Here is a 25,797-nt window from a genome sequence, read left to right as displayed (position 1 = left end):
TTTCCACCTCTACTTCATCCATCTGTGCGCAGCGCAGCGTTTTCGGGATCGAACGGGCTTTCACCAATCACTTTTGCCGGATGAAGCTCGCCCAGTATCCTGATCTCGAGCTCCGTGCCTTCGGCGGCGAATTCGGGGCGCACCATGGCGAGCGCCAGGCTTTTTCCCACGCGCCAGCCATAGCCGCCATGGGTGGCGCGCCCGACCAGTTCTCCGGCCCTGTAGATCGCCTCATTGCCGCGCGCATCGGCATCGCTGACGCCGCCGATTTCCAGCGTGACATAGTTCCAGCCAAGCCCCGCATCGCGCTGCTTCAACAGAGCCTCACGGCCAATGAAATTGCCCTTGTCGGGGTGGACGAAACGGTCGAGCCCGCTTTCCCAGGCCGTGTATTCGATGGAGAGTTCGCGCGGGATCAGACGATAGCTCTTCTCGATGGCCATGGAGGTCATGGCGCGGATGCCGAAGGGGCGAATGCCGAATTCCGCACCGGCCTCCATGATCAGATCGAAGATCAGGTTCTGCTGCTCGATGGGATGGTGCAACTCCCAGCCCAGCTCCCCGACAAAGTTCACACGCAGTGCATGGGCGCTCGCACGGCCAACGGAAATCTCCCTGCCCGAGAGCCAGGGAAACGCCGCATTGGAAAGCTCCGTGCGCGTGAGCCTGCGCAACACATCGCGGCTCCTGGGTCCAGCAAGAACGAAAACGCCATATTGCTGCGTGATCGGCCGCAGGGTTACGGAGCCATCATCGGGAAGCAGCTTGAAGAGCACGTCATGATCATGCGCCTCATAGGCACCGGCGGACACCAGATAAAACCGGCCCGGCTTCCACTCATAGACGGTGAACTCCGAGCGCACCCCGCCATTTTTCGTGAGCAGATGGCACAGCGCCACGCGGCCCCGCTTCTTCGGAATGCGGTTGGCGAGAATGCTGTCGAGCCAGCCCCTTGCGCCCGGCCCCGAAACCTCGATCTTGGCGAAGGCCGACATGTCGAGCAGGCCGACATTCTCGTGGACGTTCCTCACCTCATCACCGACATGCTTGAAATAGTTCGAGCGGCGAAACGACCACTTTTCAACGACGCGGCCATCTGCAAGCGCCGGCGCATGATTGTGCTTCAAAAGCACGTCCGCACCAACGCCGAGTTCGCTTTCAGGCACTGCATACCCTTCCGGCGCAAACCAGTTGGGCCGCTCCCAGCCATAGACGGAACCGAACACGGCCCCCAGAGCCTTCATCCGGTCATAGCTCGGCGTGGTCTTGAGCGGACGCGCCGCCGAACGCTCCTCGTCGGGATAGTGAACGGTGAAGACATTGGCATAGGCCTCCTCGTTCTTCTCGCGCAGATAGCCCTCGGTGGCATAGGGGCCGAAACGGCGCGGATCGACGCCCATCATGTCGATGGACGGTTCGCCCTCGACGATCCATTCGGCAAGCTGCCAGCCTGCGCCACCGGCCGCCGTGACGCCGAAGGAATGGCCCTCATTCAGCCAGAAATTCTTCAGCCCCGGCGCGGGGCCGATGATGGGAGAACCATCGGGCGTATAGGCGATTGCGCCATTGTAGATCTTCTTGATGCCCACCTCGCCAAAGGCGGGAACGCGCTCGATCGCTGTTTCCACATAGGGCATGAGGCGTTCCAGGTCCTCCTGGAACAGCTCGTACTCACTGTCTTCGCTGGGACCGTCCACATAGCAGCAGGGCGCGCCGACCTCGTAAGGACCAAGCAAAAGACCTCCATTTTCCTCACGCATGTACCAGGAGGAATCGCTCTCGCGCAGGACGCCCATTTCCGGCAGCCCTTCCTTCTTGCGTGCGACAATGGCGGGATGTGGCTCGGTGACGATGTATTGATGCTCGACCGGGATCACCGGCACGTCGAGCCCGACCATGGCCCCGGTCCTGCGGGCAAAATTGCCGGTGCAGGAGATCACGTGCTCGCAGGCAATCTCGCCCTTGTCGGTGGTGACGGTCCAGGTCCCGTCATCGCCCTGTGCAATCGCCGTCACGGCGGTGTTGCGATAGATGGTTGCGCCGAGATCGCGCGCGCCCTTGGCGAGCGCCTGCGTCAGATCGGCAGGCTGGATATAACCGTCATCGGGATGCTGAATCGCGCCAAGAAGCCCATCGGTCTCGCAAAGTGGCCAGATCTCCTTCACCTGTTCGGGCGTCAGGATGTTGACCGGAATGCCGATGGTTTCGGCAATGCCGGCATAATACATATACTCGTCCCAGCGGTCCTTCGTGCGCGCGAGACGAATGTTGGAGCATTGCGTGAAGCCGACATTCATGCCGGTTTCCTCCTGGAGCTCCTGATAGAATTTCACCGAGTATTTGTGGATCTGGCCGACCGAATAGCTCATGTTGAACAGCGGCAGCAGGCCGGCGGCATGCCAGGTGGAACCGGATGTCAGTTCCTTGCGCTCAAGCAGCACCACATCCGACCAGCCCTTTTTGGCCAGGTGATAGAGCGTCGACACGCCCACAACACCACCGCCGATGACAACCGCCCGCGCATTCGCCTTCATGCTCTCACTCCCTCGATCGCTCTCCCGCCAGACCGCGCAGGCAGGCTGGATGACGCCCATGATCCGAAATGATCCTAGTCCGCAGAAGACAGAACTTCTTTGCCTGAATGCGACATCGCCGAAACGGCCCGCGCCATTAAGCAAAACAGGCGATTGAGCAGGTGAATTAACTTCTTCTGACCGCCTCTTCTGTAGAAAAGAAGGCGACGACAGGCAGAAGGCACCCCGGGGGCAGACATGGCAATGGCGGTCGAACACGTGGCTACGGCAAGACGGCGCGGATGGCTGACAGGCCCGGTGGCCATCCTGGCCATGACGGCACTTGTCATGGCGGTTTTCCTCGTCCTGCCGCTCAACGTACCGATCGGCCCCATGTACTGGGACCTCTTCATCTACTTCGATGCCGCAAACCGGATCTTTTCCGGCCAGATCCCCGCCACGGACTTCTTCGCGCCCGTGGGACCGCTCGGCTATTATCTGTTTGCAGGCGGCGTGAAGCTGTTTGCCAACGCGCAGCCGCTCCTGCTGGTGCACTGGTCGCTCTTCGCCGTCACCGCACCGCTCATGGCGCTGGCGCTGTGGCAGGTGGATGCGAAGTCGCGCGGAACGGCGCTGGCGCTGCTTCTGCCCTTTCTCGCCTTCGCCCTTCTGCCGTTCAACACCCGCGAATTCTATCCGTTTCCCGGATCCGACGGGTTCGGCATCTACAATCGGCAGGTTTGCCAGCTTCTCTATGTGCTCACCGTCGCGCTCGTCTATCTGCGCGACCAGCGGATGCTGCTCGTCTCCATCGTGGCCGGGATGACGGGCCTCTTCCTGACAAAGATTACGGGCTTCGTCTCCGGTGGGCTTCTATGCGCCTTCGCTTTCGCGGCGGACCGCGTCTCCATCCGCACTGCAGTCGCCTCGGCGGTCATCTTCCTGGGAATTCTGGGCCTTCTGGAAGTCTGGACCGGCTTTACGCTCAATTACATCAGCGACATCCTGGCGCTCGTCGTCATGAACGAAGGCAGCCTCCTGCCCCGCTTCCTCCAGGCCGCGTCGCACACATTCGGCATTGTCGCGCCCGCGGGCCTGCTGGCGCTCTTCCTGCTCTACCGGGATCGCGGGATGCTCGCCGGCAAGTTGCGCGCGCCGAGTGTGGCGGCCATTGCTGCCATCATCGACCATGACGCATTCTGGATCATGGCGGTGCTTGTCGCAGGCATCTTCTTCGAAACGCAGAACACCGGAAGCCAGGCGCTCATCTTCATCTGGCCGGTGCTCCTGCCCGTGCTTGTGCGGCTCTGGCAGCGCGAAACGGAACGCCCCGTCTTTCTGGTTGCTGCCGCCCTTGCCTCCGCCGCCGCCCTGCCGCCGCTGGTCAACACGGTGGAGCGTGCAGCACGCACCTATATCGGCGCCATCAAAAATGTGGAAATGCCGAACCAGAACCTGAAAACGCTCGGCCGCCTCAACATGCGACCCGAAATCCTCGCGCGTTCTGAAAAAATGCTGGATTTCTATACGCTCCACCGCGACACCTACGCGGACTTCATCCGCATTCAGGAATTGCCGTCCTCCGTCTATTACTCGGAATTCCATTTCCAGGCGGCGCATCTGATGGCCATCGACGGCGCCATTAATGCGATCCGCGAGCTGGAAGAAGAGCAGGGAGTAAGGTTCGAGACGATCCTCAACCTGAACTTCGTCAACCCTTTCCCCTGGCTACTGGACCGGAATGCGCCACTGCACGTGGCGATCGGAGCCGATCCCACACGCGCCGTTCCCCCGCCAGATGCTGAAGCACTGGAGGCCGTTCGCCAGACGGACCTGATCCTGCATCCCACCTGCCCGTTGACCACGGCCAATGCGGACCTTCTCAAGATCTACGCGCCCGCCATGCAGGACCATGAGCGCATCACGCTGAACCAATGCTTCAACGCCTATCTGAGCCCGCGCATGGCGGACCGGATCGAATAGGCGCGGCAGCTCTTTCAAAGCCGGGCGAACGCCATCGCAGACAAAAAGAAGGCCGGGACAAGCCCGGCCAGTTGTCGCGCGAGAGGCGCTATTCCTAAACGTTTCAAAGCCTTGAAAAGCGTTTCAGACTCATTCTCTCAGAAGCAGGCTCTCACTTCACCTGGCTTTTGACGAAATCCTTCACGATGGAAACGACACCGCGCCCAAGCAGCGCATCGAGCGAATCCACCAGCTTGTCCACATGCTCGGGTCGCATGATGAGCGGCGGCAGGAGGCGGATGACGTTGCGGTTGTATTCGGTGAAGGCCACCAGCACATCGTAATCGCGCAATAGAAGCGCACCGACAAAGCCAGACAGCGAGCCCTTGAGCTTGTCATCCAAAACGCCCACCACCGGGCGCAAAACCGCCGGCAGGGTCTGCGAGAAATCATGGAATTCGAGCCCGACCATACAGCCACGACCACGAATGTCCTTGATGATGCGCGGATACTTGTCCTTCAGTGCATTAAGCCGCTCGACGAGATAAGCACCGGTGCTTTCGGCGTTCTCCATCAGCGCTTCGTCATAAAGCACATTGGTGCCCTCGATGGCCGTGGCACAAGCCTCGCCGATGCCGCCAAACGTGGCCATGGCGTGGATCATCGCCGTTTTCGGCGTGCCATAGGCCTTCATGTAGACGTCGCGCTTGGCGATCATCGCGGCCATGGCGGCCTTGCCGGCTCCCAGCGACTTGGCGAGCGCGGTGATGTCCGGCACCACGTCATAATGCTCGAAGGCATAGAAGCGGCCGGTGCGCCCGTAGCCGCACTGCACCTCGTCGGCCACCCAGATGACGCCATACTGGTCGCAAAGCTGGCGCAGCTTCTGCCAGAATTCGCGCGGCGCCTCGTTGATGCCGCCGCCGCCCTGCACCGTTTCAAGAACGATCGAGCCAATCTCCGGATCGGTGCGGAAAGCCGTTTCGATGGCGTCGATATCGCCAAAGGGCACGCGCACCGTATTGTCCGTCAGGCGAAACTCGGCGCGGTAAAGATTGCCGTCGGTGATGGTGAGAACGCCCTTGGTCTTGCCGTGGAAAGAATTTTCCGCATAGACGACCTTCGGTCGCTTGGGGCCGGCCGCGCGCTCGGCAAGCTTGATGGCCGATTCCATCGCCTCGGAGCCCGAGGAGCCCAAAAACACCATGTCGAGCTCACCCGGTGAGCAGGCAGCGAGATTGGCCGCCAGCGCCGTCGCATATTGCGACATGAAGGCGATGGCGATCTCGTGGCGCTTCTCGTCCTGGAATTTCTTGCGCGCCTCGAGAATCCGAGGATGGTTGTGGCCGAAGGCCAGCGACCCGAAACCGCCGAAGAAATCGAGGATCTTTCGACCGTTCTGGTCGATGTAATACATCCCCTCAGCGCTTTCGATCTTGATCTTGTGGAAGCCAAGCAGCTTCATGAAGTGAAGCTGACCGGGGTTGAGATGCGCCTTGAACAGGTCGGTCATCCGCTCGACGCTCAATCCCTTGGCATCTTCCACCGTCAGGAGGTCGGGTTTCGCGATTGTCCTGGGTGCGAGTTCGGGTGCATCCATCACGGGCCTTGCCCCTTTCGTCTCGGTCTTTGTCACGACGGTCATGGCGACCTCCCCTATTCGGCCGGAACCTGGCTGGCGCCAACGGCCTGGCCAGATTTCTTGGCACGATATTCGTCATAGGCGGCGATCAGCATGTCGCCATCATTGTATTGCGGCACCCAGCCAAGATCGCGCTCGCCCTTGGAAACGTCGAGCACGCACATCTCGTCGGCGATCAGATACTGCTCGGGGTCCATCAACGGCATGTTCATCCAGTCGAGCATGTCGAGCGTGCGTTTCACGGCCCAGCCCGGCGTGGGCAGAAGCAACGATTTCGAGCCCGCATGCTTCACCAGATCGCCAAGCAGCTTGCGCACCGGCGGCGGATTGAGCGAGCCAAGATTGTAGGCCTCGTTCGGCACGCCGGCCTTCCAGGCAAGACGCGCAGCCTCCGCGCAGTCGAACACGGAGATGAACTGATAGGGGTTCTTGCCCGCACCGATCATCGGCACCGGCAGATTCATGTCCACCAGCTTGAACAGCTTTTCCAGAATGCCCAGACGTCCCGGCCCGATGATGAGACGCGGGCGGAACAGCGAAATGTTCATGCCGCGCTTGCGCCATTCGGCTGCCAGCACTTCGGTGTCGAGCTTGGACTGGCCGTATTCGCCAAGCGGCGAAACCGGGTGATCCTCCGTCATCGGATAGGTGACGGTGTGGCCGTAGATCATGTCGGTGGTGAAGTGGACGAGGTTTTTCGCACCCGCCTTGTCCATCGCCTCGATGATGTTGACCGTGCCGTGATAGTTCACCGGGTAGAAGAAGTCGTGCCGCTTGGCGCGCACCTGGATCGGCGACAGCATCTTGGCCGACAGATTGTAGACCATGTCGTCGGCCTTCATGCCCACGGCCTCGATGGCAGCCGGATCGGTCACGTCGCAATGGACGAACGCCACCTGGCGGTAGTGCGGCAGGTCGCTCTTCACGATGTCGGCAACGATGACCTCTTCGCCATCGGCCACGAGCTTGGGAGCCAGGTGCCGGCCGACGAAGCCGTCACCGCCAAAAATGATATGTCTCATTGGATCATCGACCTTTCGGACTGAAGTTTGTCTTTTGCGAGCGCCGCCTGTTCTTCAGGCATTTCGCGGCCGCTCTGCGCGATCAGCACGGTGCCGACGCAGATCAGCGCGATGCCGGCGATGCGGTAGGCGTTCAGGTCTTCCTTGAAGAGGAAGTAGGCGAACACCGCCACCGCCACATAGGCAAGGCTCAGAAACGGATAGGCGAAGGACAACTCGACCTTGGAAAGCACGTAGAGATGCGACGCCATGGAGATGACGAACACGCACAGGCCGGCAAAGATCCAGGGGCTGAAGACAATCTGAAGCATCTTCAGAATGGGATTGGTGCCGGCAAAGCTCAAATCGCCCAGTGTCATCATGCCGTGTTTCAGCATGAGCTGCGCAGCCGCGTTGGTCATCACCGTGAAGAGAATGAAGGGTATGTATTTCATCTTGTCCCGCCCTTGTCCGTCATAGCGCCCCCTTGCAAACAAAGCGTGAAGCAGCCGAGATAAATTGCATCCATCGCGTGAAAATCTTGCGTTTGCCTGAACCATGCCCGATTATTCGGCTGCATGACGTTCTCCCTTCTCGCCTGCCGGCAATTGCAGCGCCGTGCGCCGCCAGAAGTCGGAAAGAAATGCAGGATCCCGTAGTGCCTCAAGATCGCGCCAGCCCGGAAAAGAGGCCTCGAACAGGGCCGCTCCCATGCGCGCGTCCTTATAGGGATTGACCGCGCCACCCGCCTCCACCGTCATGCGGTCGAGGCGCTCGAAGAGCGCGTGGGTGGCCGAACCCGCATTGGAGAAATCGAGTGTCAGCGTATAGCCCGGCCTCGGAAACGAAAGAATGCCGGGTGAGGCAACATCGCCGAAGCGCTTGAGCACGGTGAGGAACGAGGCCTGACCGGCCTCGCGCGCCGCCGCCATCATGGCCGGTATGGTCTTCCGTGCGGCCTCGAAGGGCACCACACTCTGATGTTGCAGGAGGCCGCGCGGACCGTAGAGCCTGTTCCAGTGGCGCACCGCATCGAGCGGGAAGAAATAGCTTTCGTAAGACGAGCGCCGAACGCCCTCCGCCCGCGCCTTGCTCCAGGCGAAAGCACGGTTGAAAGCGGCAAGCGACCACCGGTTCAGGAAATTGACCGGAGGCCGGAAAGGAACAGCAAGGCGGCGAGCGGCGGGCACGCGGTAGACGTCCCCGTCCTCGGCATGATTTGCCGTCAGCAGGAAGCCCCTGCCCGTGTTCGCGCCAGAAGCAAGCTGGTCGAGCCAGGCCACCGCGTACTCGTTCCCGGCGTCGGCATCGGCCGCCAGGTCGAAATATTCGTCGAGCCCGGAAAAGCCACGCACGCGCTCGTTCACATCGACGGAAGCGACCTTCATCAGTCTGATCGTCGCGTCGAGAATCAAACCTGTCAGCCCCATGCCGCCAATGGTGGCGCGAAAGAGCTCCGCGTTTTCCTGCGCGCTGCAATGGCGGGTCTCGCCATCGGACCGCAGCAGCGTGAAGGAAACCACGTGACAGCCGAAAGTACCGCGCCGGTGATGGTTCTTGCCATGCACGTCGTTGGCAATTGCCCCGCCCAGCGTGACAAACTGAGTGCCCGGCACCACAGCCGGAAACCAGCCCTGCGGACCGACATGAGCGATCAGGTCCGACAGCATGAGACCGGCCTGCGCCGTAAAGAGCCCGCTTTCGGCATCGAAGGCCAGAACGCGGTTCATGGTGCGCATGTCGATCAGCGCGCCTGCATCGTTCAGGCAGGTATCGCCATAGGACCGGCCATTGCCATAAGGCAGCACGGACGACGGCAGCCCCCTGCCCGCGCGCAGACGCTCGACCGCATCTTCAGCGCCAATCGCCTGAGCCGTGTTTCTGCGCACCAGTCCGAATGCCGAATAATCAGCCATGCTTCAGAACCCCGCCGTAAAGAGGAGCACCGCGCCCAGAACACCAAACAACTGGCTGCGCCAGTCGCTGATGATGAAGACGATGGGGTCGTCGTGCATTTCGTCGCGCCGCGCCAGGATCCACATGCGGATCGTGATGTAGAGGACAATGGGACAGAGCGGCCAGATCAGCCAGGGCATCTCGTAGAGATCGCGCACGGCGCTGCTCTGAATGTAAAGCGCCAGAACCATGGCCGAGGAAAAGGCGGAGGCCATGCCGGCCTGTGCGATCACTTCCTGATCTTCCGTGCGATAGCCCCGCCCTGCGATGCGCTCGCCTGCGGGAAGCTCGGTGGAACGCAGTTCCACATAGCGTTTGACCAGCGCCAGGGAGAGAAAGAAGAAGACGGAGAAGGCCAGGAGCCAGAACGACACGCCGATCATGGTCGCCGCGCTGCCGGCAAGAATACGCACCGTGTAAAGCCCCGCCAAGGTCAGCACGTCGATGAGCAGCATGCGCTTGAGGGAAAGAGAATAGGCGGTGGTGGCAATCAGATAGCCAATCAGCACCAGGCCGAAGAGTGGCGGAAGAAAAAGCGCCGTTGCGCCGCTTATCGCCAGAAGCACGAGCATGGACGCGAAACCGAACGGGATCGAAAGCATGCCGCTTGCGAAAGGTCGGTTCCGCTTCGTGGGATGTCGACGGTCGAGGCCAAGATCGAAGAAGTCGTTCAGAATGTAAATGGCGGACGCTGCCGTGCTGAACGAGACGAATGCCAGGACGCACAGGGTCAGCAGCGGAACATTGAAATATTCGTGACTGAGGATCAACGGCACGAAGATCAGGCTGTTCTTGAGCCATTGATGCACTCTGAGCATCTTCACATAGGTCTTGAATGTGGGTTTTGCCGCCTCGAGAAGCTCGCCGCCATTCCTCGCCTGCCAGCGAGAAGCCGCGCGGTCGGGAGCAACGACAACGGCCCTGCGCGCGGCATCGAAGACCGCGATATCGGCGCGGCTGTTGCCCGCATAATCGAACCCGCCATCGCCGAATGCCTTGACCAGCGCGTCACGCTTCATGCCGGAGGCCATGTTGCGGCCGGGCTCTGTGGAGATGACCTCGTCAAAAACGCCCAGATGCAAGGCGATCGCATCGGCAAACTTTTTGGGCGAAGCCGTTGCCAGGACGATGTGACGGCCATCCGCCCTGTCCTTGCGCAGCTGAGCCAGAAGGTCCTGCCGATAGGGCAGTCCCGCGGCATCCAGATCGACACGCGACGCAATCTCGCATTTCAGCCGCGCCTTGCCGCCCATCAGCCAGAACGGCAACAGAAAGAGGCAGAGGGGTCGGCGGCGCAGGAGAAGGAACAGACTCTCCCACAACAGATCGGTCGCAATCAGAGTGCCGTCGAGATCGACAGCCAAAGGCACTGCATTGCGTTCGGATCGCGCGTCCATAAAAGCCCCCGCATAAAAGACCGTTCTTCCAACGGCCTTACGCGAAATGAGCTTCCAAAGTCTGAAGCGGCAGACAGTCGGGGCAAACCCGCAGGCAGATTTCAGGAATACGCTTAAAGTTTCCCTAAGGGCACCTGGCAAATACCCTGTAAGAACAGCAAAAAACTCCGGCAATCACTTGCCGGAGTTTGCAAAACGTCCCGAGCCCATGTTGTGCGGCTCTACCGCACGCGGCCGCGGCCTTCCGAAATCTCGACTGTCTCTGAACCGGTCAGCACTTCGCGGTCGCCATTTGGCATCGTCACGAAGCAGCCGGCCGAGCAGAACTCGATGGTTTCGCCAGCGCCGACCACGATCTCGGATTGCGAACCGCCTTCCGTCACAACGATGGTCCGCGGTTCACTGTCACGGTTGACGACACTGGCCGCGAAAGCCGCGCCGCCTGCGACCAGCAGCGCCACGGCTGCAAGCAAGAATGTCTTCATGGTCTTCATCGGTGTGTCACCGCCCCTGTAGCAGCGGGCCCTTGAGCCCCTTTTCGCCTCGTTTATAGAGATTTCAACCTGAACGGCAACTGAACGGCATATTCAGGCGATCAGGATTATTCCGGATCGACCTTGCGCCGGCGCCGGCGCCGGCCCGCCGGCACCTCATCCTGCTCTTCCTCCATCTCATCGGCTGGTTCTTCATCCTTCGGCGTCTCATCGGGCTCCTGTGCTCTGAACAGCCCCGAGCGCACGTGGATATCGCGTTGCGGAAACGGAATTTCGATCCCCTCAGCCTCGAATGCATCGACGATGGCGAAGCGGATATCGTTCTGCACGTTCAATTGCATAAGGATGTCGGAAAGATAGACGCGGATCTCGAAATCAAGCGACGAGTCGCCGAAACCGGCAAACAGCACGAACGGCTCCGGATTCTTGAGAACAAGCGGATGTGACTTGGCGATTTCCAGCAGAATCTCGTGCACGCGGCGCACATCGGAGCCATAGGCCACACCGATGGGTATCTCCATGCGCCCAAGCTTGTTGCGATGGGTCCAGTTGCCCACGGCGGCATTGATCAGTTCCGAGTTCGGCAGGATCACCGACTGGCGCTGGAACGTTTCGATCTCCGTTGCACGCACGGAAATCTTCTTCACTGTGCCGGACACGCCGCCCGCGACGATCCAGTCGCCCGCCTTGAACGGGCGCTCGGCAAGAAGGATCAGGCCCGAGACGAAGTTCGAGACGATGTTCTGCAGCCCGAAGCCAATACCGAGTGAAAGGGCACCGGCCACCAGGGCCAGATTGGAGAGGTTGATGCCGGCCGCAGAGATACCGATCAGGGCAGCGATCACCAGCCCCACATAGCCGATGCCTGTGCGGATGGAATTGCGCACGCCTGAATCCATGCGACTGCGCGCCATGACCTTGCCGTCGAGCCAGCTCTGAAACCAGCGCGTGACGAAATAGCCGACCACGAAAACCAGAATACCGGTGAGAATGCCGATGATGGAAAACGACAGGGAGCCGACCTGGATCCTGCCGGCGATACGGTAGCCCCAGGCCGTCAGGTCCGCCCAGCGGAATCCCCATTGCAGAAGAATGAGCGGCACACCGATCAGGACCACAACCGTGTTTATAAGCATGCCGGTGACCAGACCGAGCTGATCGAGCGCGGTTTCATCGAAGGCGGTGTACCGCTCCAGCCGGCGCGCCAGCCAGGAATTGGCGAAAGCGCCTTCCGACGTGATCGCCCCGGCCGTCAGGAAACCGATATACATGGTCGCAACGATCGCACCCGTCACCACCGCCTGCTGCGAAAGAAACCGCGCAAAGCCGATATAGCCAAGCATGGCCGCGACGATGATCGCGGCCCCGAGGGCAAACAGGAGATAGCGGAATTTGAGGGGCCATTGCTTTGGATTGCCCTCCTCGTCGTCCAGAGGGCTGACGCCGCCAATCGCCATGATGAGCAGCCCAACGATTACGGTGGCCACGAGGCTGGTCGCCACCGTCAGCGAAAGCTGCGAGCCGAACAGCGAATAGACCTGATCCATGAAATAATCGAAACCGGTTGAGACCGCCGTGAAAACGGCCAGCACGAGCAACCATTGTGCCGCCTGCGATCGCACGGGCAACAGCCGCCAGTTCGGTCGTCGGGGCGCAAGAATGGCGCGTGCGAGACGGTAGACGAAATAGACCAGGAGAATGACAGAGAAGAGAGACCAGAGAAGCGGCGCGATATCGCTGCGCAGCAAGCTGAAGTAATCGAGGAAGTAGTAGGTTGAAACCAAAAAGACGCCGATCGACAGCGAAGGTATGAGCGTGGAGAACAGCGCCAGCGAAAGGCGGCTGAGATAGGTGGGTTCCGTCTCGGTCGGGTCTGGCTCGATGAAATCGCCGAACAGACGCCGCCCCCCGAAAAGCAGCGCAAGGGCGGCGATCGTTGCGAGCGCAGTGGCGAGCAGAAGTGATTTCAGGCGATATTTAACGACAAAGGTCAGCCAGGCGGATACCCGCTTGTAGACCCGCCCCACCTCCTGCGTGAATTCACCGGCCACATCAGAGCTGAGCGCCGCGGAGATGTCGTAGCGGCGTGAAAGCGTACGCGTGAAGAGGTCGCGCCTGAGTTCGGCGATCTCGTCCACAACGCTGTTGATGCGCACGGAAAGCCGTTCGGCATCGCCGATCAGCACATTGAAACTCGCCTTTTCATCCAGGAGCCGGGTGCGCTCGCGCGTCACCTCCTCGGGTTCGGCTGGTTCCCCCTCCTTACGCGGCTCACCCAGTTGTTCGAGCCGCGTGTTGATCTCCGTTAGCCTTGGGCGAAACGCCAGGCTGGCATCGAAAACCTCGCGCGCGAGCCTTTCCAGCTCAACACGAACTGCGACGAGTTCGCCGTCATCAGCGGCCTGATCGTCAACCTCCTTTTCCATCCTGTCGACTGTGGCTTCGATCCCGGAGAGCTTTTCGCGCTGGGTCTGCAGAAAGTTCTCCGGCCCCTGCGCCGCCGCCGGCACAAGCGCGGCAAACTGGAAAACAAGGCACAGGAGAACCGGCAGGGCACGAAGCTTCAACAACATTTCTGTCAGTCTTCTCACGGAATCACATGCAATCGGAGGTCGGTGTCGATACGCGGACATTGCCTGAGCCACGCCTGCGCAGCAAGCTTATCGGCGCATCAGGGTCGGGCCTGTGAAAAGCCATGGCGCTTTATTTGCCTCCGGCGTCTGGCGTGTCCTATAGCTTAAGGCTGGGTCAGGCAAAAAGAATGGCGGCGCATGGCGGAATATTCAGCTCTTTCGCTTCTGAAGAATGCTCTTTCGGGCAATCGGGACTGGAAACCGGCCTGGCGCAAGCCCGATCCCAAACCGAGATACGACGTCATCGTCATCGGTGGCGGCGGACATGGTCTGGCAACCGCCTATTATCTTGCAGCCGAACACGGCATCACCAACGTTGCCGTAGTGGAAAAGGGCTGGCTCGGCTCCGGAAATATCGGCCGCAACACCACGATTGTGCGCTCCAACTATCTTTTGCCCGAATCCGTCCGTTTCTACGAATTTTCCATGAAACTCTGGGAAAACCTCTCCCATGAGCTCAACTACAATGTGATGTTTTCGCAGCGTGGCGTTCTGAACCTTGCCCACAGCCCCGGCCAGGCCGACGCCTTCATCCGCCGCGGCAACGCCATGCGCCATGGCGGCGTGGACGCCGAATGGCTGACGCCGCAGCAGATCGCACGCAAGGTGCCGGGTCTGGACACCTCCGGCTCGGCGCGTTTTCCCATCGCCGGCGGGCTTCTGCAGCCGCGTGCGGGCACGGCCCGCCATGACGCGGTCGCATGGGGCTATGCACGCGCCGCCGACCGGCGCGGTGTCGACCTGATCGAGAATTGCGAGGTGACAGGCTTCCTGCGCGACGGCGATCAGATCACCGGCGTTTCCACCACAAGAGGCGACATTCGGGCAAAGAAAGTGGCGCTGGCGGTCGCCGGCAGCACCAGCCGGGTGTTGCAGCGTGCTGGCATCGAACGGTTCCCTATTGAGAGCCACGTCCTTCAGGCTTTCGTTTCTGAGGCGATCAAGCCCTTCGTGAACTGCGTCGTGACCTTCGGCGCAGGCCATCTCTACATGTCGCAGTCCGACAAGGGCGGGCTGGTCTTTGGCGGCAGTCTCGATTTCTACAATTCCTATGCCCAGCGCGGAAACCTTCCCACGGCGGAAGACGTGATGAGTGAAATCTGCGCCATGTTCCCCGCCGTCGCGCGGCTGAGACTGTTGCGCTCCTGGGGCGGCGTCATGGACATGTCGATGGATGGGTCCCCCATCATCACCAGAGGGCCCCTGCCCGGCCTCTATCTCAATTGCGGCTGGTGCTATGGCGGGTTCAAGGCGACGCCTGCCTCCGGCTATTCCTTCGCCTGGACCATCGCCAGGGACGAACCCCACGCCATCAACGCTCCCTTCACGCTCAGCCGCTTCGAGCGCGGTGCGGCGATTGACGAAACGGGCCATGGCCCGACACCCAAACTGCATTGAGGGACACGCCATGCTGATCGACTGCCCGCATTGCGGCCCCCGCGACCTCGCCGAATTCTCCTACCAGGGCGACGCGACGCGCACGCGCCCTGATCCCGCTTCCACCGATACGAAAGCCTGGCTCGACTATGTCTATAACCGGCCGAATCCGGCAGGGCTGCACCGCGAATACTGGCAGCACGCCGGCGGATGCCGCGCGCATCTGGTGGTGGAGCGCGACACGCTGACCCATGAAATTCGCTCGGTCGCCTTCGCCAGAAGTGCGGACAGCGGAGGCGCCGCATGAGCCCCCGCCGCACCAGAACGGGCGGGCTAATAGACCGCGCCCGCACCATTCGCTTTACGTTTGATGGCGAGAGCTACACCGGTCATGCCGGAGACACGCTGGCCTCGGCGCTTCTCGCCAATGGCGTTTCGCTCGCAGGCCGCTCCTTCAAATATCATCGCCCGCGCGGTGTCTTCAGTGCCGGTGTCGACGAACCGAACGCGCTCGTGACCCTGTTGCGAGAAGGCGTGCGCGAGCCCAACATTCCCGCCACGCAGATCGAAATCTATGACGGGCTGCGTGCGGAAAGCCAGAATCGCTTTCCCTCTCTGGCGTGGGATCTTGGAGCGGTAAACCAGCTCGGAGGTCGACTGATCGGTGCGGGCTTCTACTACAAGACCTTCATGGGTCCTGTGATCGGACCACTGAAGGGCACGCGCTTCTGGATGATGTGCGAACATTTCATACGCCGCGCCGCCGGTCTTGGCAGAGCCGATTACGAGGCCGACCCTTCACGCTACGAGCGGGTGAACGCCTTCTGCGACGTTCTGGTGGTGGGCGGAGGCATCGCCGGCCTGATGGCAGCCGAGGCTGCGGCAAAGGCCGAAAAGCGCGTGATCCTCGCCGAACAGGAACCGCAGACCGGCGGCTTCGCCCGCTGGTCGGACGAGACCCTCGACGGAAAACCCGCTCATCGATGGGTGGCGGAGCTGACGGAAAGGCTCACCCGCTTCGACAATGTGCGTCTCTTACCGCGCACGGCGGTCTGGGGCTATTATGACGGCAACACGCTGGCAGCGCTTGAGCGCGTCCACGATCATGTAGCCCGCACGCCGAAGGGCCACCCGCGCCAGCGGCACTGGACAATCCGAGCCCGCGACGTGGTTCTGGCGACGGGCGCACTGGAACGCCCCATCGTCTTTCCCGGCAACGACCGTCCCGGTGTCATGCTGGCCGGCGCCACGCGCCGCTATGCCGCGGAATTCGGCGTTCTGCCCGGAAACAGAACCATCTTCTTTACCAACAATGACAGCGCCTACGAGGCTGCGGTTGCTATCAAGCGCGCTGGCGGCCATGTCGCAGCCCTTATCGACGTGCGTCCACGGATCGGCGATGCAGCCACGGCACTTGCCGACGAGGCGGGCGTGGTGCCGCTGACCGGTCACGCCGTCGTCGGCACAAGGGGCAGCCGTGCGTTATCCGCAGCACTTGTTCAGGCGTTCGACGCGGAAACGGGCAGGCTTTCGGGAGACGCAAGGCCGCTTGAATGCGACAGTCTCGCGGTTTCCGGTGGCTGGCAGCCTGTTCTTCACCTGACAAGCCAGGCGGGCGCAAAGCCGGTCTGGGATGAGGATAAACAGGCATTCCTGCCACCCGAGCCAGCACAACGCTGGACAGGCGCCGGCGCATTCCTTGGAAAATTCGGCACCGCCGATGCACTTGCGAGTGGCCGCGATGCGGGCCTGAAATGCGCCGGCAAGCGCCCATCCCGCGCCAGACTGCCTGAAATCGTGCCCGAAGCGCTCAATCCTGCGCCAGCGCCGGTTCTTGAAATTCGGGGCAAGGGCAAAGCTTTTGTCGATTTCCAGCACGATGTAACCGCCGACGATGTGCGGCTTGCCCACCGCGAAGGTTTCGTCAGCGTCGAGCATCTCAAGCGCTACACGACGCTCGGCATGGCGACCGACCAGGGAAAAACGTCGAACGTGCCGGGCCTTGCCATCATGGCGGCAGCGCGCGGCATCACGATCCCCGAAGCCGGCACCACGCGGTTTCGCCCGCCCTACTCCCCGGTGGCCATCGGTGCTTTGGCTGCGGAACGCTATGGCGATCTGAAGCCCGAGCGCTTCACCCCCATGCATGACTGGCATGTCGAACACGGCGCCGAGATGACCCCGGCGGGTCTGTGGCACCGCCCGCTGGTCTACGCAAGTGCCGGTGAAACGGTCGAACAGGCTTACATTCGCGAGGCAGCGGCGGTGCGCCGCTCCGTGGGCATTGTCGATGTCTCCACACTGGGCAAGATCGCGGTCAAGGGCCCCGATGCCGCTACCTTCCTTGATCGCGTCTACACCAACACCTTCTCCACGCTTAAAGTGGGCAAGGCCCGCTATGGTCTGATGCTGCGCGAAGACGGCATCGCCTTCGACGACGGCACCACATGGCGTCTCGGCGAAACCGACTTCCTGATGACCACAACCACCGCCAATGCAGGCGCGGTGATGCAGCATCTGGAATATTGCCTCGACATTCTCTGGCCCGATCTCAAGGTGCACCTCACCTCGGTGACGGACCAGTGGGCGGGCGCCGCGATCGCCGGCCCGAAGGCCCGCGCCGTGCTGGAGCGCTGCGTGACGGGAACGAAAGTCGACAATGAGACACTGCCGGTCATGGGCATTGTTCATGGCCAGATTGAGGGTGCCTCCGTCATGATCTGCCGCCTCTCCTTTTCCGGCGAACGCGCCTATGAGGTTTATTGTGGCGCCGGTCATGGGCAGCATGTGTGGGAAGCGCTGATGGAAGCGGGCGAACCCTTCGAGATCACGCCGTACGGCATGGAGGCGCTTGGCGCACTGCGCATCGAGAAAGGGCACGTGACAGGTGCCGAGATCGATGGCCGGACCACCGCCCGCGATCTTTATCTCGACTGGATGCTGTCCAAGAAAAAGCCGTTCATCGGTTCGGGCCTGATGGACCGCCCTGCCCTGATCGACAGGCACCGGCTGCGGCTCGTCGGCATCGTCTCGCTCGATGGCCAGAAGCTCGGCGGCGGCGCGCATCTGGTAGAGCGCGGCAGTTCAGATGAGCCGGGAGAAAGCATCGGTCATGTGACGGCCTATTGCTACTCACCGGCTCTGCAGAAATATATCGGCCTGGCGCTCATCAGGGGCGGCAAGGCGCGCCATGGAACGCGGGTCCTGCTTTCCGATCCGCTACGCCGGCGTTTCGGTCAGGTGGAGATCGTCAGCCACCATTTCTTCGATCCGGATGGGGAGCGCATGCATGGTTGAGCGCGCATCACCGCTGGGCGGCGGTTTCCGCCCCGGCTCCCATGGTGACTTCGCCGACGGAAGCGGCGTCACGATATCCGAAGTCTTGAAGGGCTCGATTGTCGAGGCAAATGCCTGGCCCGGCAAAGAGAAAGCACTGGCAGAAAGCATTTCCGCCACCTGCCGTCTCAGGCTTCCGGCCTTGCCCGGAAACGGCGCTGCCAGCCGCGAGGGCACCTGCGCCTTCAACATCGGCCCCGGCCGGTTTCTCGTAAGCGGGATGGATGAAGCTCTGGCAGGGGATATCATTGCTGCCATTGGCGACGAGACCGGCACCGTGACCGATCTCTCCCACGGGCGCACGGTTCTGAGCATCGAGGGTCCGCGGGTGGAATGGGTTCTGGCCAAGCTCTTCGCGCTGGACTTCAGCCTGGCGGCCTTCCCGGTCCATGCCGGCCGGGCGACGGCGCATCACGATGTGTTCGTGCAAATCCAGCGCCGGGGCGAGAAACGCTTCGAGCTCTACGTTTTCCGCTCGTTTGCAAGAGCTTTCGCCAAAACGCTTTGCCGGGCGGCGGAAGATGTGGGCTATACAATTAGATAGGTTCGGAAGATAGGCCCGGCGCGGCGACACCGGACCTATCGGCCGGTTCGCGGAAGCCCCAGGCGAACCGGCTTGATCGTCCGGGAGGCAGTTCGTACCTCCCGGCATTTTCGTCAGCCATTGTCGGCGTCGGGTGCCATCTCAGCCGGCGGTTCGCCCGGACGCATGTCACCGCGCGGTCCACCACCGTGGTCGCGCTTGTGATGCATCATCTTTCCATGATGCCCGCCGCGCCTGTCGGCCATCTGGCGGAACCCGCGGCGCATTTCACGCTGGTCGACCTTGCCGTCATCATTGGCGTCCATGAGTGCAAAGCGCTTCGCCTGCTGGCTTTCGATCTCGGCGATGGTGACGGTGCCATCGCCGTCAATGTCGAGACGCTGTGCAGCACGCTTCGTCCGGCGCTCGACGATGCGCTCCGTGACCATGTCCTGAAGCTCGGTTTCTGAAAGCACTCCGTCACCATCCGCATCGGCGGCCTTCAAACCTTCGAGACGCACTGCGGAAAACTCTTCAATGGTGATGCTACCGTCACCGTTCGCATCAAGACGGGCAAAGCCCCGCATCGTCTTGCCGCCTTTGCCTTTCATGCGCTCGCCGGTAGCCTGGGGCACAGTCTCGTCAGAAGAAGCCTCCTGGGCGATGGCGGCAGAACCGGCGATCAGGCTCAGAGCCATGGCCGACAAAAGGATATTGTTCTTCATGTCTGTCTCCTCGTAGGGGCGCCGCAAGGGAAGCGGCAGGGAACGAAGAGACCTTGGCCGATCGCACATTACGACGACCTTGCCGGGAAATTACAATTTCGTAAGCAACCGTCGGTGCGGAGAACAGGCTTAGGGTCTGAATCAAAAAGCGGCAGGCCGCGGCGAGAATGGCGGTTTTCGAGCATCGGAGCGGAGCGTACATGCGGTACGTGAGCACCGAAGCGCAGGAAAACGCCATTTGCAGCCCGGTCTGGCGACTTTTGGATCAGACACTTAGCGAACGAAGGAAACGAACTCCTCCAGCGGCGCACGTTCGCTGCGCAGTGCGTTTTCCGGTTTCGAGACATCCTCATGGCCGAGCGCCATGCCGCAGACCACGATCTCCTCGTCGGGAATGCCGAGGATCGGGCGAATCTGCCTGTGGTAGGGAGCGAATGCCGCCTGCGGACAGGTATGAAGATCACGCCCCCGCGCGGCAATCATCACCGATTGCAGGAACATGCCGAGATCGACCCACGAGCCCTTGTTCAAACGGCGGTCGATGGTGAAGATCAGGCCAACGGGCGCATCGAAGAAGGTAAAATTCCGGTCGTGCTGGGCGCGCATGCGCTCCACTTCGCGCCGGCCGATGCCCAAAAGGCTATAGAGCGCATAGCCCACCGCGCGGCGCCGTGCCAGATAGGGCTCGAAAAACTTGTCCGGATAATATTTGTACTCGTCCCACTCGATCTTTTCCGGACGTACGCCGGAAGAAAGAATCGCCTCGGACAACGCCTCTTTGCGCTCGCCGGAAACCACATAGACCTTCCAGGGCTGCATATTGGTGCCGGAGGGCGCGCGCGCGGCAACGCGAAGAATGTCCCTGATCGTCTCGTCGTCGACCGGGCGCGGCAGAAAGGCCCGCACAGAGCGACGTGTCAGCATCGCCTCGTCGACAATCTCCGCAGCAGACAGTTCGTTCTTCTTCTCAGGGGCCAACATGCCGCCATCCTTCCTGGAAGTCTGAACGGATCTGCGACAGGCCCCCTGCATCAATATCGCAATCCGTTCAGGACCAAATGCACTCGTTTACTATGCTGTTCTCACGCCGGTCGATTTGCTACAAGGCCGACCAATGCGCCGGTCCTCGTAGTCGAAGGGCCTCTCTTTTTCAAGTCGAATGCCAAGATCGCCCCTGGAGCCACCAATGCCAAAGCCCTCATCCCGTATTTCAGGCATCGTCCCGTCCGGCAAGAATGGCTGGGAAATCCACTTCGCCGCCATGACCCGAAAACAGGCCGGCGACAGGGTCATCATGCTCTCGGTCGGCGACCATGATTTCGACACGCCGGAGGGAACGGTCGAAGCCTGTGTCGAAGCCGTGCGGGGCGGGCATCACCACTATACCCAGCTTCCCGGCCTTCCCCGTCTGCGGGCGGCTCTGGCAGCGCTTTCGCAGGAATGCACTGGCACGGAGACCAGCCCTGACGAGATCATGGTCACCATTGGCGGCCAGGGCGCGCTTTACGCTGCCTTTCAGGCAGTGCTCGATCCCGGCGCCCATGCCGTGATCGTCTCGCCCTACTACGCCACCTATCCAGGCACGGTGCGCGCAGCCGGCGGGCGCTATACGGAAATCGAAACCCACGCGGAAAACAATTTCGAACCGAGCCTCTCAGAGATCGAGGCGGCACTTGAAGCCGATACGCGCGCGATCCTGATCAACTCGCCAAACAATCCCACTGGAGCGGTCTACTCCCGTGAAACCATCGAGCGCATCGCAGAGATCTGTCGCGAACGCGACCTGTGGCTGCTCTCGGACGAAGTCTACTGGACGATCCGCTCCGAAAAGGAGCACATCTCGCCCCGCGCCCTGCCCGGCATGAAGGAGCGGACGCTGGTCATCAACTCGCTGTCGAAGAGCCATGGCATGACCGGCTGGCGTGTCGGCTGGCTGACGGGCCCCGCCGGGATGATCGCCGTGATGACCAACCTCAATCTGGTCGCCACCTATGGACTGCCCGATTTCACCTCCCACGCGGCCATTGCCGCCGCCGAAAACGGCTTCGGGCTGCGCGAGATCGCGGAGCTTTACACGCGTCGCCGCGAAGCGTTTCTCGATGCGGTACGCGGCATGAACGGTGTGATCGTGCGCGGCTCGGAAGGCGGCATGTATGTCATGCTCGACATCCGGGCCATAGAAGAGGATTGCGAAAAGTTCGCCTGGGATTTCCTAAACGAGGAAGACGTCGCGGTATTACCCGGTGCCAGCTTCGGCAAAGCGGCCAGGGGGCATATTCGCATTTCCATGTGCCAGGACGAAGAAACCCTGCGCGAAGCCGCAAAGCGCCTGCAGCGTTTCATCGCGGCCCGGCTCGACAAATCGGGGCAGACCGCAGCCGCCGGCTAGATCGCCGTGCGTCCATCCAGACGCATAAAGGATGATCCAAACCATTGATGGAGCATCGGAACAATCCGAAAATCGGATTCCACTTTTCGGTCCGATGCTCTAAGCCGCAGCATCACGCCTTTCTTTCTGGCAGACCTTTGCGGTCCGTCTCCGCCAGATCTTCGAGCTCCGCTTCGCTCATGGTCTCATACATTTCCTTAGATGCGCCCTGAAGCTGGGATTTGGGCATGTCGCCGCGCTTCGCCGCGAGCGCGGCACCCGCCGCCTTTTGTTGCGCCTTGGATTTTGCCGGCATTCTTACCTCCTCTGGCTTGCCGCCCCGGAGAATAAGGCTTCAGAACCGGCAGGGTTCCCGATTTCTTTCAGGTCACCGGCAGTTTCACCCAGTGCGGGTCCGGTGCGAAGCGATCGCCGTATTTTTCCTGCAGGCGTTCGAGCACGGCGATGATCTCGGCGAATCCTCGGGCGCGCGCATATCGCAGAGGCCCGCCACGAAACGGCGCAAAGCCCGTAGCGAAGATCATCGCCCCCTCAAGTGTTTTCTCGTCGCCGACAACGCCTTCCCGCAGGCAGGTCACACAGGTGTTGAGCATGGGCAGGACAAGCCGGTCTGTCATGGCGGGATGCGGCGCGAGACGCTGCCCGCTCTTCCGGGGCTCGCCATTCCGGTCGTACTCATATAGCCCCCGGCCCACCTTTCGGCCGGTTCGCCCTTCCGCAACCATCGTCTCCAGCCAGCCGGGCACATCCGGCAGCGGCGTGTCGAGGCCGGACTTCATGGTTCGGGCCACTTCGAGGCAGATGTCCAGACCGACACGGTCGGCAAGCTCGATCGGCCCCATCGGCATGCCGAACGAGACGGCTGCCTGATCGATGGTTTCCTTGCGCACACCCTCGTCGAGCATCAGGAATGCCTCGGTGATGTATGGCGTCAGGATACGGTTGATGAGGAAGCCCGGCGAACTTTTCACCGGTGCGGGAAGCCTGTCGATGGAGCCGCAAAAAGCCGCCAGCCGCGCCTGCGCCGCATCCGAAACCTTGTCATGCGCGACGACTTCAACAAGTTCCATACGCGCCACGGGATTGAAGAAGTGCAGCCCCAGCAGCCTTTCAGGAAACGGAACAGCCGTGCGCAGCTCGCTCAGGGGAATGCTTGATGTGTTGGTCGCAAGAAGCGCACCCTTCTTCATGAGCGGTGCCACTGCCTTGAAAACCTTGCGCTTTACCTCAGCCTTCTCCGCCACCGCCTCGATCACAAGATCGGCCTGCCTCACACCGTCGCCCGCAAAATCCGGTATCAGGCGGTCGAAGGCATCGCGCCGGTCAATCTTGCTGTAGAGGCGTTTGTCGAACAGCTTGCCGGCCCGGCCGATTGCGGCGGCAAGCGCCTTTTCATCGAGATCGGTGAGTGTCACACGCAGGCCGCGCGCGGCGCACCATGAGGCGATGTCGCCGCCCATGGTACCGGCGCCGACGACATGAACATGGGCAATGCCGCTCTTCCCCTTGCCCCCGGCCTTCAGGGCCTCGCGCAGGAAGAAGACGTGGATGAGGTTCTGCGCTGTCTCGCCGGTCAGCAAACGCGCGAAGGAGCGGATTTCCTCCTTCTGCATCACCTCTTTTTCCCCGCCGCCGTGCTGCTCCCACAGATCGATCAACCGATGGGGCGCCGGGTAGTGCTCCTGCGGGGCGCGTTTTGCGGCCATGGAACGCATCTTCCGCGCGGCAATGCCACGAAAAAGCGAAAAACCACTCAGCCCGGCGCTGCGCCGTGGCCGCTTCAGTTTCCCGCCGATGGCCGCCTTTACGGCATTGCCGACGTGTCGCTCTTCGATCACGGCATCGACAAGCCCGAGCGCCTTCGCCTTCCCGGTGTGAACGGATTTGCCCGTCAGCATCATCTTCATGGCCTCGACGGGGGCAATCAACGCTGGAAGCCGGAATGTACCGCCGAGACCCGGGTGAAGCCCCAGAAGCACTTCGGGAAAGCCGAACACTGCGCCTTCGACGGCGATCCGGAACCTGCAGGCGAGCGCGAGTTCAAGCCCGCCACCAAGACAATGGCCGTGGACAACCGCCACCGTCGGCATCGGCAGGGCCGCCAGCCGGTCGACGATTTCATGCGCCCGCGTCATACGGGCTTCAACCGCATCCGTCTCGCTCACACCTGAAAAATCACGAATGTCAGCACCGGCAATGAAGCCCCCGGCTTTGCCGGAGCGGATAACCAGCCCCTTGGCCTGCATCGTTTCGATCGTATCCAGCAGGGTTTCCAGCTCAGCCATGACCGCTTCGGAAAGCGTGTTCGTGCTCTCCCCGGCGCGGTCGAGCACAAGCCAGGCAATCGCATCCGCGTCCCTTCGCAAAGACCAGTGCGTGGTTTTGGCGACTTCTTTCGTGTTCGCACCTAGCGAAAGTCGGTTCTGAGCGAGATGCTCACGGGCGGATGTCTTTCCAACAGCCATCAGACCACCTCCACCAACATCGCACCGCCAAGGCCACCGCCGATACACTCCGTCGCCACGCCGCGTTTCTCTCCACGCTTGCGCATGGCGTTTACAAGATGAAGCACGATCCGGTTCCCGCTGGTGCCCACCGGATGACCGAGGCTTATCGCCCCTCCATCCACATTCAGGCGTTTCCGGTCGATGCGCCCGAACGGTTTTTCAAGTCCGAGAACGTCGCGGCAGTAATCCGCATCCTCCCACGCCGCAAGGCAGGCAAGCACCTGCGCCGCGAAAGCCTCGTTGAGCTCCCACAGGTCGATATCGTCACGGGCGAGCTTGTGGCGTTCAAGCAGGGCGGTCGAACACAGCGTCGGCCCCAGCCCCATGATCGATGGATCGAGGCCCGACCACGCACTGTCGACAATCTGCGCCAGCGGCGTCAGCCCGTGTTTCTTGACCGCGTCTTCAGATGCGAGAACGACCCATGAGGCCCCATCGGTGATCTGCGAGGAGTTGCCCGGCGTCACGCTGCCATAGGGTTTTTCGAAAACCGGCTTCAATTTGGCCAGCCGCTCCATCGACGTGTCGGGGCGAACGCCGTCATCGTGTTCATAAAGCACGCCTTCACGCGTCACGGCGGGGATCACCTCCCCCTTCAGCGCACCATTCTTCTGGGCCCTCGTCAGACGTTGATGGCTTTCAAGTGCGTAGGCGTCCGCCGCTTCCCGGGATATGTTGAAGATGTGGCCGATCTTTTCTGCCGTCTGCCCCATGTTGAGCTGGGTAACGGGGTCCGTCAGTCCGCGTTCGAGCCCGATTACAGGTTTCAGCATGCGCATCCTGAAGGCGCCCAGAGCGGACAGTTTTTCGGGCAGTGACCTGGCGAAGGCGAACCGGCCGAACCATGCCGCCCCCTCCTGCGGCCACACCAGCGGCGCGTGCGAGAGCGCTTCTGTGCCTCCGGCCAGAATGAGATCCGCGTTTCCCGACTGAATGGTTCGGAACGCGGTATCGATCGACTGCATGCCCGAACCGCAATTGATCTGGACGGTGAAGGCCGGCATCGCGTCGCCCATGCCAAGCCGCAAAGCGGCAACCCGCGCAGGGTTCATCTCGTCGGCGATCACATTGACGCAGCCCAGAATGACCTTGTCGAAACTCTCTGGCGAAAACGGCTGTCTCGCCAAGAGCGGCCGTCCGCACTGGACGGCAAGATCCACCGGCGTAAACGGCCCCGGCTTCCCCCGCGCTCGGAGGAACGGGGTCCGCGCTCCGTCGACGATAAAGACCGGTCTCTCCGCAGCCGACCGGCCGGGCGCACTGCGCCGCTGGCGCGACGGTGTCTTGCGGGTCTCACTCTTCTGCTTCCGGGGCATTTGTGCCATTCAACACACACCTCTCC

General features: G+C 61.6%; 19 protein-coding genes. 6 read left to right on the top strand and 13 right to left on the bottom strand.

From position 1 onward, the window contains the following. Positions 1 to 14: 14 nt before the first annotated feature. Positions 15 to 2,534: a GcvT family protein gene (locus tag KUG85_RS00915; protein ID WP_223003835.1), complete on the bottom strand. Its 2,520-nt coding sequence runs from the start codon at positions 2,532 to 2,534 to the stop codon at positions 15 to 17. 237 nt (positions 2,535 to 2,771) lie between these two features. Here KUG85_RS00915 and KUG85_RS00910 point away from each other — a divergent pair, with 237 nt between their 5' ends. Further along, positions 2,772 to 4,496, top strand: a complete 1,725-nt coding sequence (locus KUG85_RS00910) for a hypothetical protein (protein WP_223003834.1) — start codon at positions 2,772 to 2,774, stop codon at positions 4,494 to 4,496. A 151-nt stretch (positions 4,497 to 4,647) separates the two neighbouring features. Here the strand turns inward: KUG85_RS00910 and KUG85_RS00905 are convergent, their stop codons facing one another. The 7 genes from KUG85_RS00905 to KUG85_RS00875 all read right to left on the bottom strand — a co-directional run bounded on the left by KUG85_RS00905 (position 4,648) and on the right by KUG85_RS00875 (position 13,538). After that, positions 4,648 to 6,075: an aspartate aminotransferase family protein gene (locus KUG85_RS00905; RefSeq protein WP_245291744.1), complete on the bottom strand. Its 1,428-nt coding sequence runs from the start codon at positions 6,073 to 6,075 to the stop codon at positions 4,648 to 4,650. A gap of 56 nt (positions 6,076 to 6,131) precedes the next feature. Then, positions 6,132 to 7,139: an NAD-dependent epimerase/dehydratase family protein gene (locus tag KUG85_RS00900; RefSeq protein WP_065815016.1), complete on the bottom strand. Its 1,008-nt coding sequence runs from the start codon at positions 7,137 to 7,139 to the stop codon at positions 6,132 to 6,134. Then, positions 7,136 to 7,573: an EamA family transporter gene (locus tag KUG85_RS00895; RefSeq protein WP_223003833.1), complete on the bottom strand. Its 438-nt coding sequence runs from the start codon at positions 7,571 to 7,573 to the stop codon at positions 7,136 to 7,138. Before KUG85_RS00895 ends, KUG85_RS00900 begins: the two co-directional genes overlap by 4 nt. Before the next feature lie 111 nt (positions 7,574 to 7,684). After that, positions 7,685 to 9,034: an FAD-binding oxidoreductase gene (locus KUG85_RS00890; protein ID WP_223003832.1), complete on the bottom strand. Its 1,350-nt coding sequence runs from the start codon at positions 9,032 to 9,034 to the stop codon at positions 7,685 to 7,687. A gap of 3 nt (positions 9,035 to 9,037) precedes the next feature. Further along, positions 9,038 to 10,471 carry a UbiA family prenyltransferase gene (locus tag KUG85_RS00885; RefSeq protein WP_065815014.1) on the bottom strand — a complete coding sequence of 478 codons (1,434 nt, stop codon included), beginning with the start codon at positions 10,469 to 10,471 and terminating at the stop codon, positions 9,038 to 9,040. A gap of 221 nt (positions 10,472 to 10,692) precedes the next feature. Further along, a complete protein-coding gene (locus KUG85_RS00880; RefSeq protein ID WP_007007793.1) occupies positions 10,693 to 10,965 on the bottom strand; it encodes a hypothetical protein in 273 nt (90 codons plus the stop codon). 107 nt (positions 10,966 to 11,072) lie between these two features. Next, positions 11,073 to 13,538: a mechanosensitive ion channel family protein gene (locus KUG85_RS00875; protein WP_223003831.1), complete on the bottom strand. Its 2,466-nt coding sequence runs from the start codon at positions 13,536 to 13,538 to the stop codon at positions 11,073 to 11,075. A 198-nt stretch (positions 13,539 to 13,736) separates the two neighbouring features. Between KUG85_RS00875 and KUG85_RS00870 the strand changes: the two genes are divergently transcribed. From KUG85_RS00870 to KUG85_RS00855, 4 genes are read left to right on the top strand one after another with little or no spacing between them, the layout of a single operon-like run. After that, a complete protein-coding gene (locus KUG85_RS00870; RefSeq protein WP_223003830.1) occupies positions 13,737 to 14,996 on the top strand; it encodes a sarcosine oxidase subunit beta family protein in 1,260 nt (419 codons plus the stop codon). Positions 14,997 to 15,006: 10 nt separating this feature from the next. Continuing rightward, entirely contained in the window at positions 15,007 to 15,282 is a 276-nt protein-coding gene (locus tag KUG85_RS00865; RefSeq protein ID WP_065815011.1) for a sarcosine oxidase subunit delta, read from the top strand. Further along, positions 15,279 to 18,272, top strand: coding sequence for a sarcosine oxidase subunit alpha family protein (locus KUG85_RS00860; protein ID WP_223003829.1), 2,994 nt, complete (start codon positions 15,279 to 15,281; stop codon positions 18,270 to 18,272). Before KUG85_RS00865 ends, KUG85_RS00860 begins: the two co-directional genes overlap by 4 nt. Beyond that, a complete protein-coding gene (locus KUG85_RS00855) occupies positions 18,265 to 18,855 on the top strand; it encodes a sarcosine oxidase subunit gamma (protein WP_223003828.1) in 591 nt (196 codons plus the stop codon). The genes KUG85_RS00860 and KUG85_RS00855 overlap by 8 nt, the downstream gene beginning before the upstream one ends. Before the next feature lie 113 nt (positions 18,856 to 18,968). On the opposite strand, the gene KUG85_RS00850 is transcribed toward KUG85_RS00855, so the two are convergent. Next, positions 18,969 to 19,559, bottom strand: a complete 591-nt coding sequence (locus KUG85_RS00850; RefSeq protein ID WP_223003827.1) for an EF-hand domain-containing protein — start codon at positions 19,557 to 19,559, stop codon at positions 18,969 to 18,971. A gap of 273 nt (positions 19,560 to 19,832) precedes the next feature. Next, positions 19,833 to 20,540: a nitroreductase gene (locus KUG85_RS00845; protein ID WP_223003826.1), complete on the bottom strand. Its 708-nt coding sequence runs from the start codon at positions 20,538 to 20,540 to the stop codon at positions 19,833 to 19,835. A gap of 205 nt (positions 20,541 to 20,745) precedes the next feature. On the opposite strand from KUG85_RS00845, the gene KUG85_RS00840 reads away from it, so the two are divergent. Further along, complete coding sequence (locus tag KUG85_RS00840; RefSeq protein ID WP_223003825.1) at positions 20,746 to 21,948, top strand: pyridoxal phosphate-dependent aminotransferase; 1,203 nt, start codon at positions 20,746 to 20,748, stop codon at positions 21,946 to 21,948. A 112-nt stretch (positions 21,949 to 22,060) separates the two neighbouring features. On the opposite strand, the gene KUG85_RS00835 is transcribed toward KUG85_RS00840, so the two are convergent. The 3 genes from KUG85_RS00835 to KUG85_RS00825 form a co-directional block, all read right to left on the bottom strand. Then, positions 22,061 to 22,243, bottom strand: coding sequence for a DUF3008 family protein (locus KUG85_RS00835; protein ID WP_025030485.1), 183 nt, complete (start codon positions 22,241 to 22,243; stop codon positions 22,061 to 22,063). 67 nt (positions 22,244 to 22,310) lie between these two features. Next, entirely contained in the window at positions 22,311 to 24,413 is a 2,103-nt protein-coding gene (locus KUG85_RS00830; RefSeq protein ID WP_223003824.1) for a 3-hydroxyacyl-CoA dehydrogenase NAD-binding domain-containing protein, read from the bottom strand. Further along, on the bottom strand, positions 24,413 to 25,780 hold the full coding sequence (locus KUG85_RS00825; RefSeq protein ID WP_407673623.1) for an acetyl-CoA C-acetyltransferase: 1,368 nt from the start codon (positions 25,778 to 25,780) through the stop codon (positions 24,413 to 24,415). The genes KUG85_RS00830 and KUG85_RS00825 overlap by 1 nt, the downstream gene beginning before the upstream one ends. Positions 25,781 to 25,797: the final 17 nt, after the last annotated feature.

It is taken from the genome of Nitratireductor rhodophyticola, assembly GCF_019891355.1.
Taxonomy (GTDB): Bacteria; Pseudomonadota; Alphaproteobacteria; order Rhizobiales; family Rhizobiaceae; genus Nitratireductor; species Nitratireductor rhodophyticola.
Note: the sequence above shows the minus strand (reverse complement) of the source record. Positions and strands in the feature narration are given on the sequence as shown.

What these genes read in the sequence shown, in the direction of transcription:
- KUG85_RS00915 (WP_223003835.1), bottom strand. Translation starts at nt 2,534, where the DNA reads ATGAAGGCGAATGCGCGGGCGGTTGTCATCGGCGGTGGTGTTGTGGGC.
- KUG85_RS00910 (WP_223003834.1), top strand. Translation starts at nt 2,772, where the DNA reads ATGGCAATGGCGGTCGAACACGTGGCTACGGCAAGACGGCGCGGATGG.
- KUG85_RS00905 (WP_245291744.1), bottom strand. Translation starts at nt 6,075, where the DNA reads ATGGATGCACCCGAACTCGCACCCAGGACAATCGCGAAACCCGACCTC.
- KUG85_RS00900 (WP_065815016.1), bottom strand. Translation starts at nt 7,139, where the DNA reads ATGAGACATATCATTTTTGGCGGTGACGGCTTCGTCGGCCGGCACCTG.
- KUG85_RS00895 (WP_223003833.1), bottom strand. Translation starts at nt 7,573, where the DNA reads ATGAAATACATACCCTTCATTCTCTTCACGGTGATGACCAACGCGGCT.
- KUG85_RS00890 (WP_223003832.1), bottom strand. Translation starts at nt 9,034, where the DNA reads ATGGCTGATTATTCGGCATTCGGACTGGTGCGCAGAAACACGGCTCAG.
- KUG85_RS00885 (WP_065815014.1), bottom strand. Translation starts at nt 10,471, where the DNA reads ATGGACGCGCGATCCGAACGCAATGCAGTGCCTTTGGCTGTCGATCTC.
- KUG85_RS00880 (WP_007007793.1), bottom strand. Translation starts at nt 10,965, where the DNA reads ATGAAGACCATGAAGACATTCTTGCTTGCAGCCGTGGCGCTGCTGGTC.
- KUG85_RS00875 (WP_223003831.1), bottom strand. Translation starts at nt 13,538, where the DNA reads ATGTTGTTGAAGCTTCGTGCCCTGCCGGTTCTCCTGTGCCTTGTTTTC.
- KUG85_RS00870 (WP_223003830.1), top strand. Translation starts at nt 13,737, where the DNA reads ATGGCGGAATATTCAGCTCTTTCGCTTCTGAAGAATGCTCTTTCGGGC.
- KUG85_RS00865 (WP_065815011.1), top strand. Translation starts at nt 15,007, where the DNA reads ATGCTGATCGACTGCCCGCATTGCGGCCCCCGCGACCTCGCCGAATTC.
- KUG85_RS00860 (WP_223003829.1), top strand. Translation starts at nt 15,279, where the DNA reads ATGAGCCCCCGCCGCACCAGAACGGGCGGGCTAATAGACCGCGCCCGC.
- KUG85_RS00855 (WP_223003828.1), top strand. Translation starts at nt 18,265, where the DNA reads ATGGTTGAGCGCGCATCACCGCTGGGCGGCGGTTTCCGCCCCGGCTCC.
- KUG85_RS00850 (WP_223003827.1), bottom strand. Translation starts at nt 19,559, where the DNA reads ATGAAGAACAATATCCTTTTGTCGGCCATGGCTCTGAGCCTGATCGCC.
- KUG85_RS00845 (WP_223003826.1), bottom strand. Translation starts at nt 20,540, where the DNA reads ATGTTGGCCCCTGAGAAGAAGAACGAACTGTCTGCTGCGGAGATTGTC.
- KUG85_RS00840 (WP_223003825.1), top strand. Translation starts at nt 20,746, where the DNA reads ATGCCAAAGCCCTCATCCCGTATTTCAGGCATCGTCCCGTCCGGCAAG.
- KUG85_RS00835 (WP_025030485.1), bottom strand. Translation starts at nt 22,243, where the DNA reads ATGCCGGCAAAATCCAAGGCGCAACAAAAGGCGGCGGGTGCCGCGCTC.
- KUG85_RS00830 (WP_223003824.1), bottom strand. Translation starts at nt 24,413, where the DNA reads ATGGCTGTTGGAAAGACATCCGCCCGTGAGCATCTCGCTCAGAACCGA.
- KUG85_RS00825 (WP_407673623.1), bottom strand. Translation starts at nt 25,780, where the DNA reads ATGGCACAAATGCCCCGGAAGCAGAAGAGTGAGACCCGCAAGACACCG.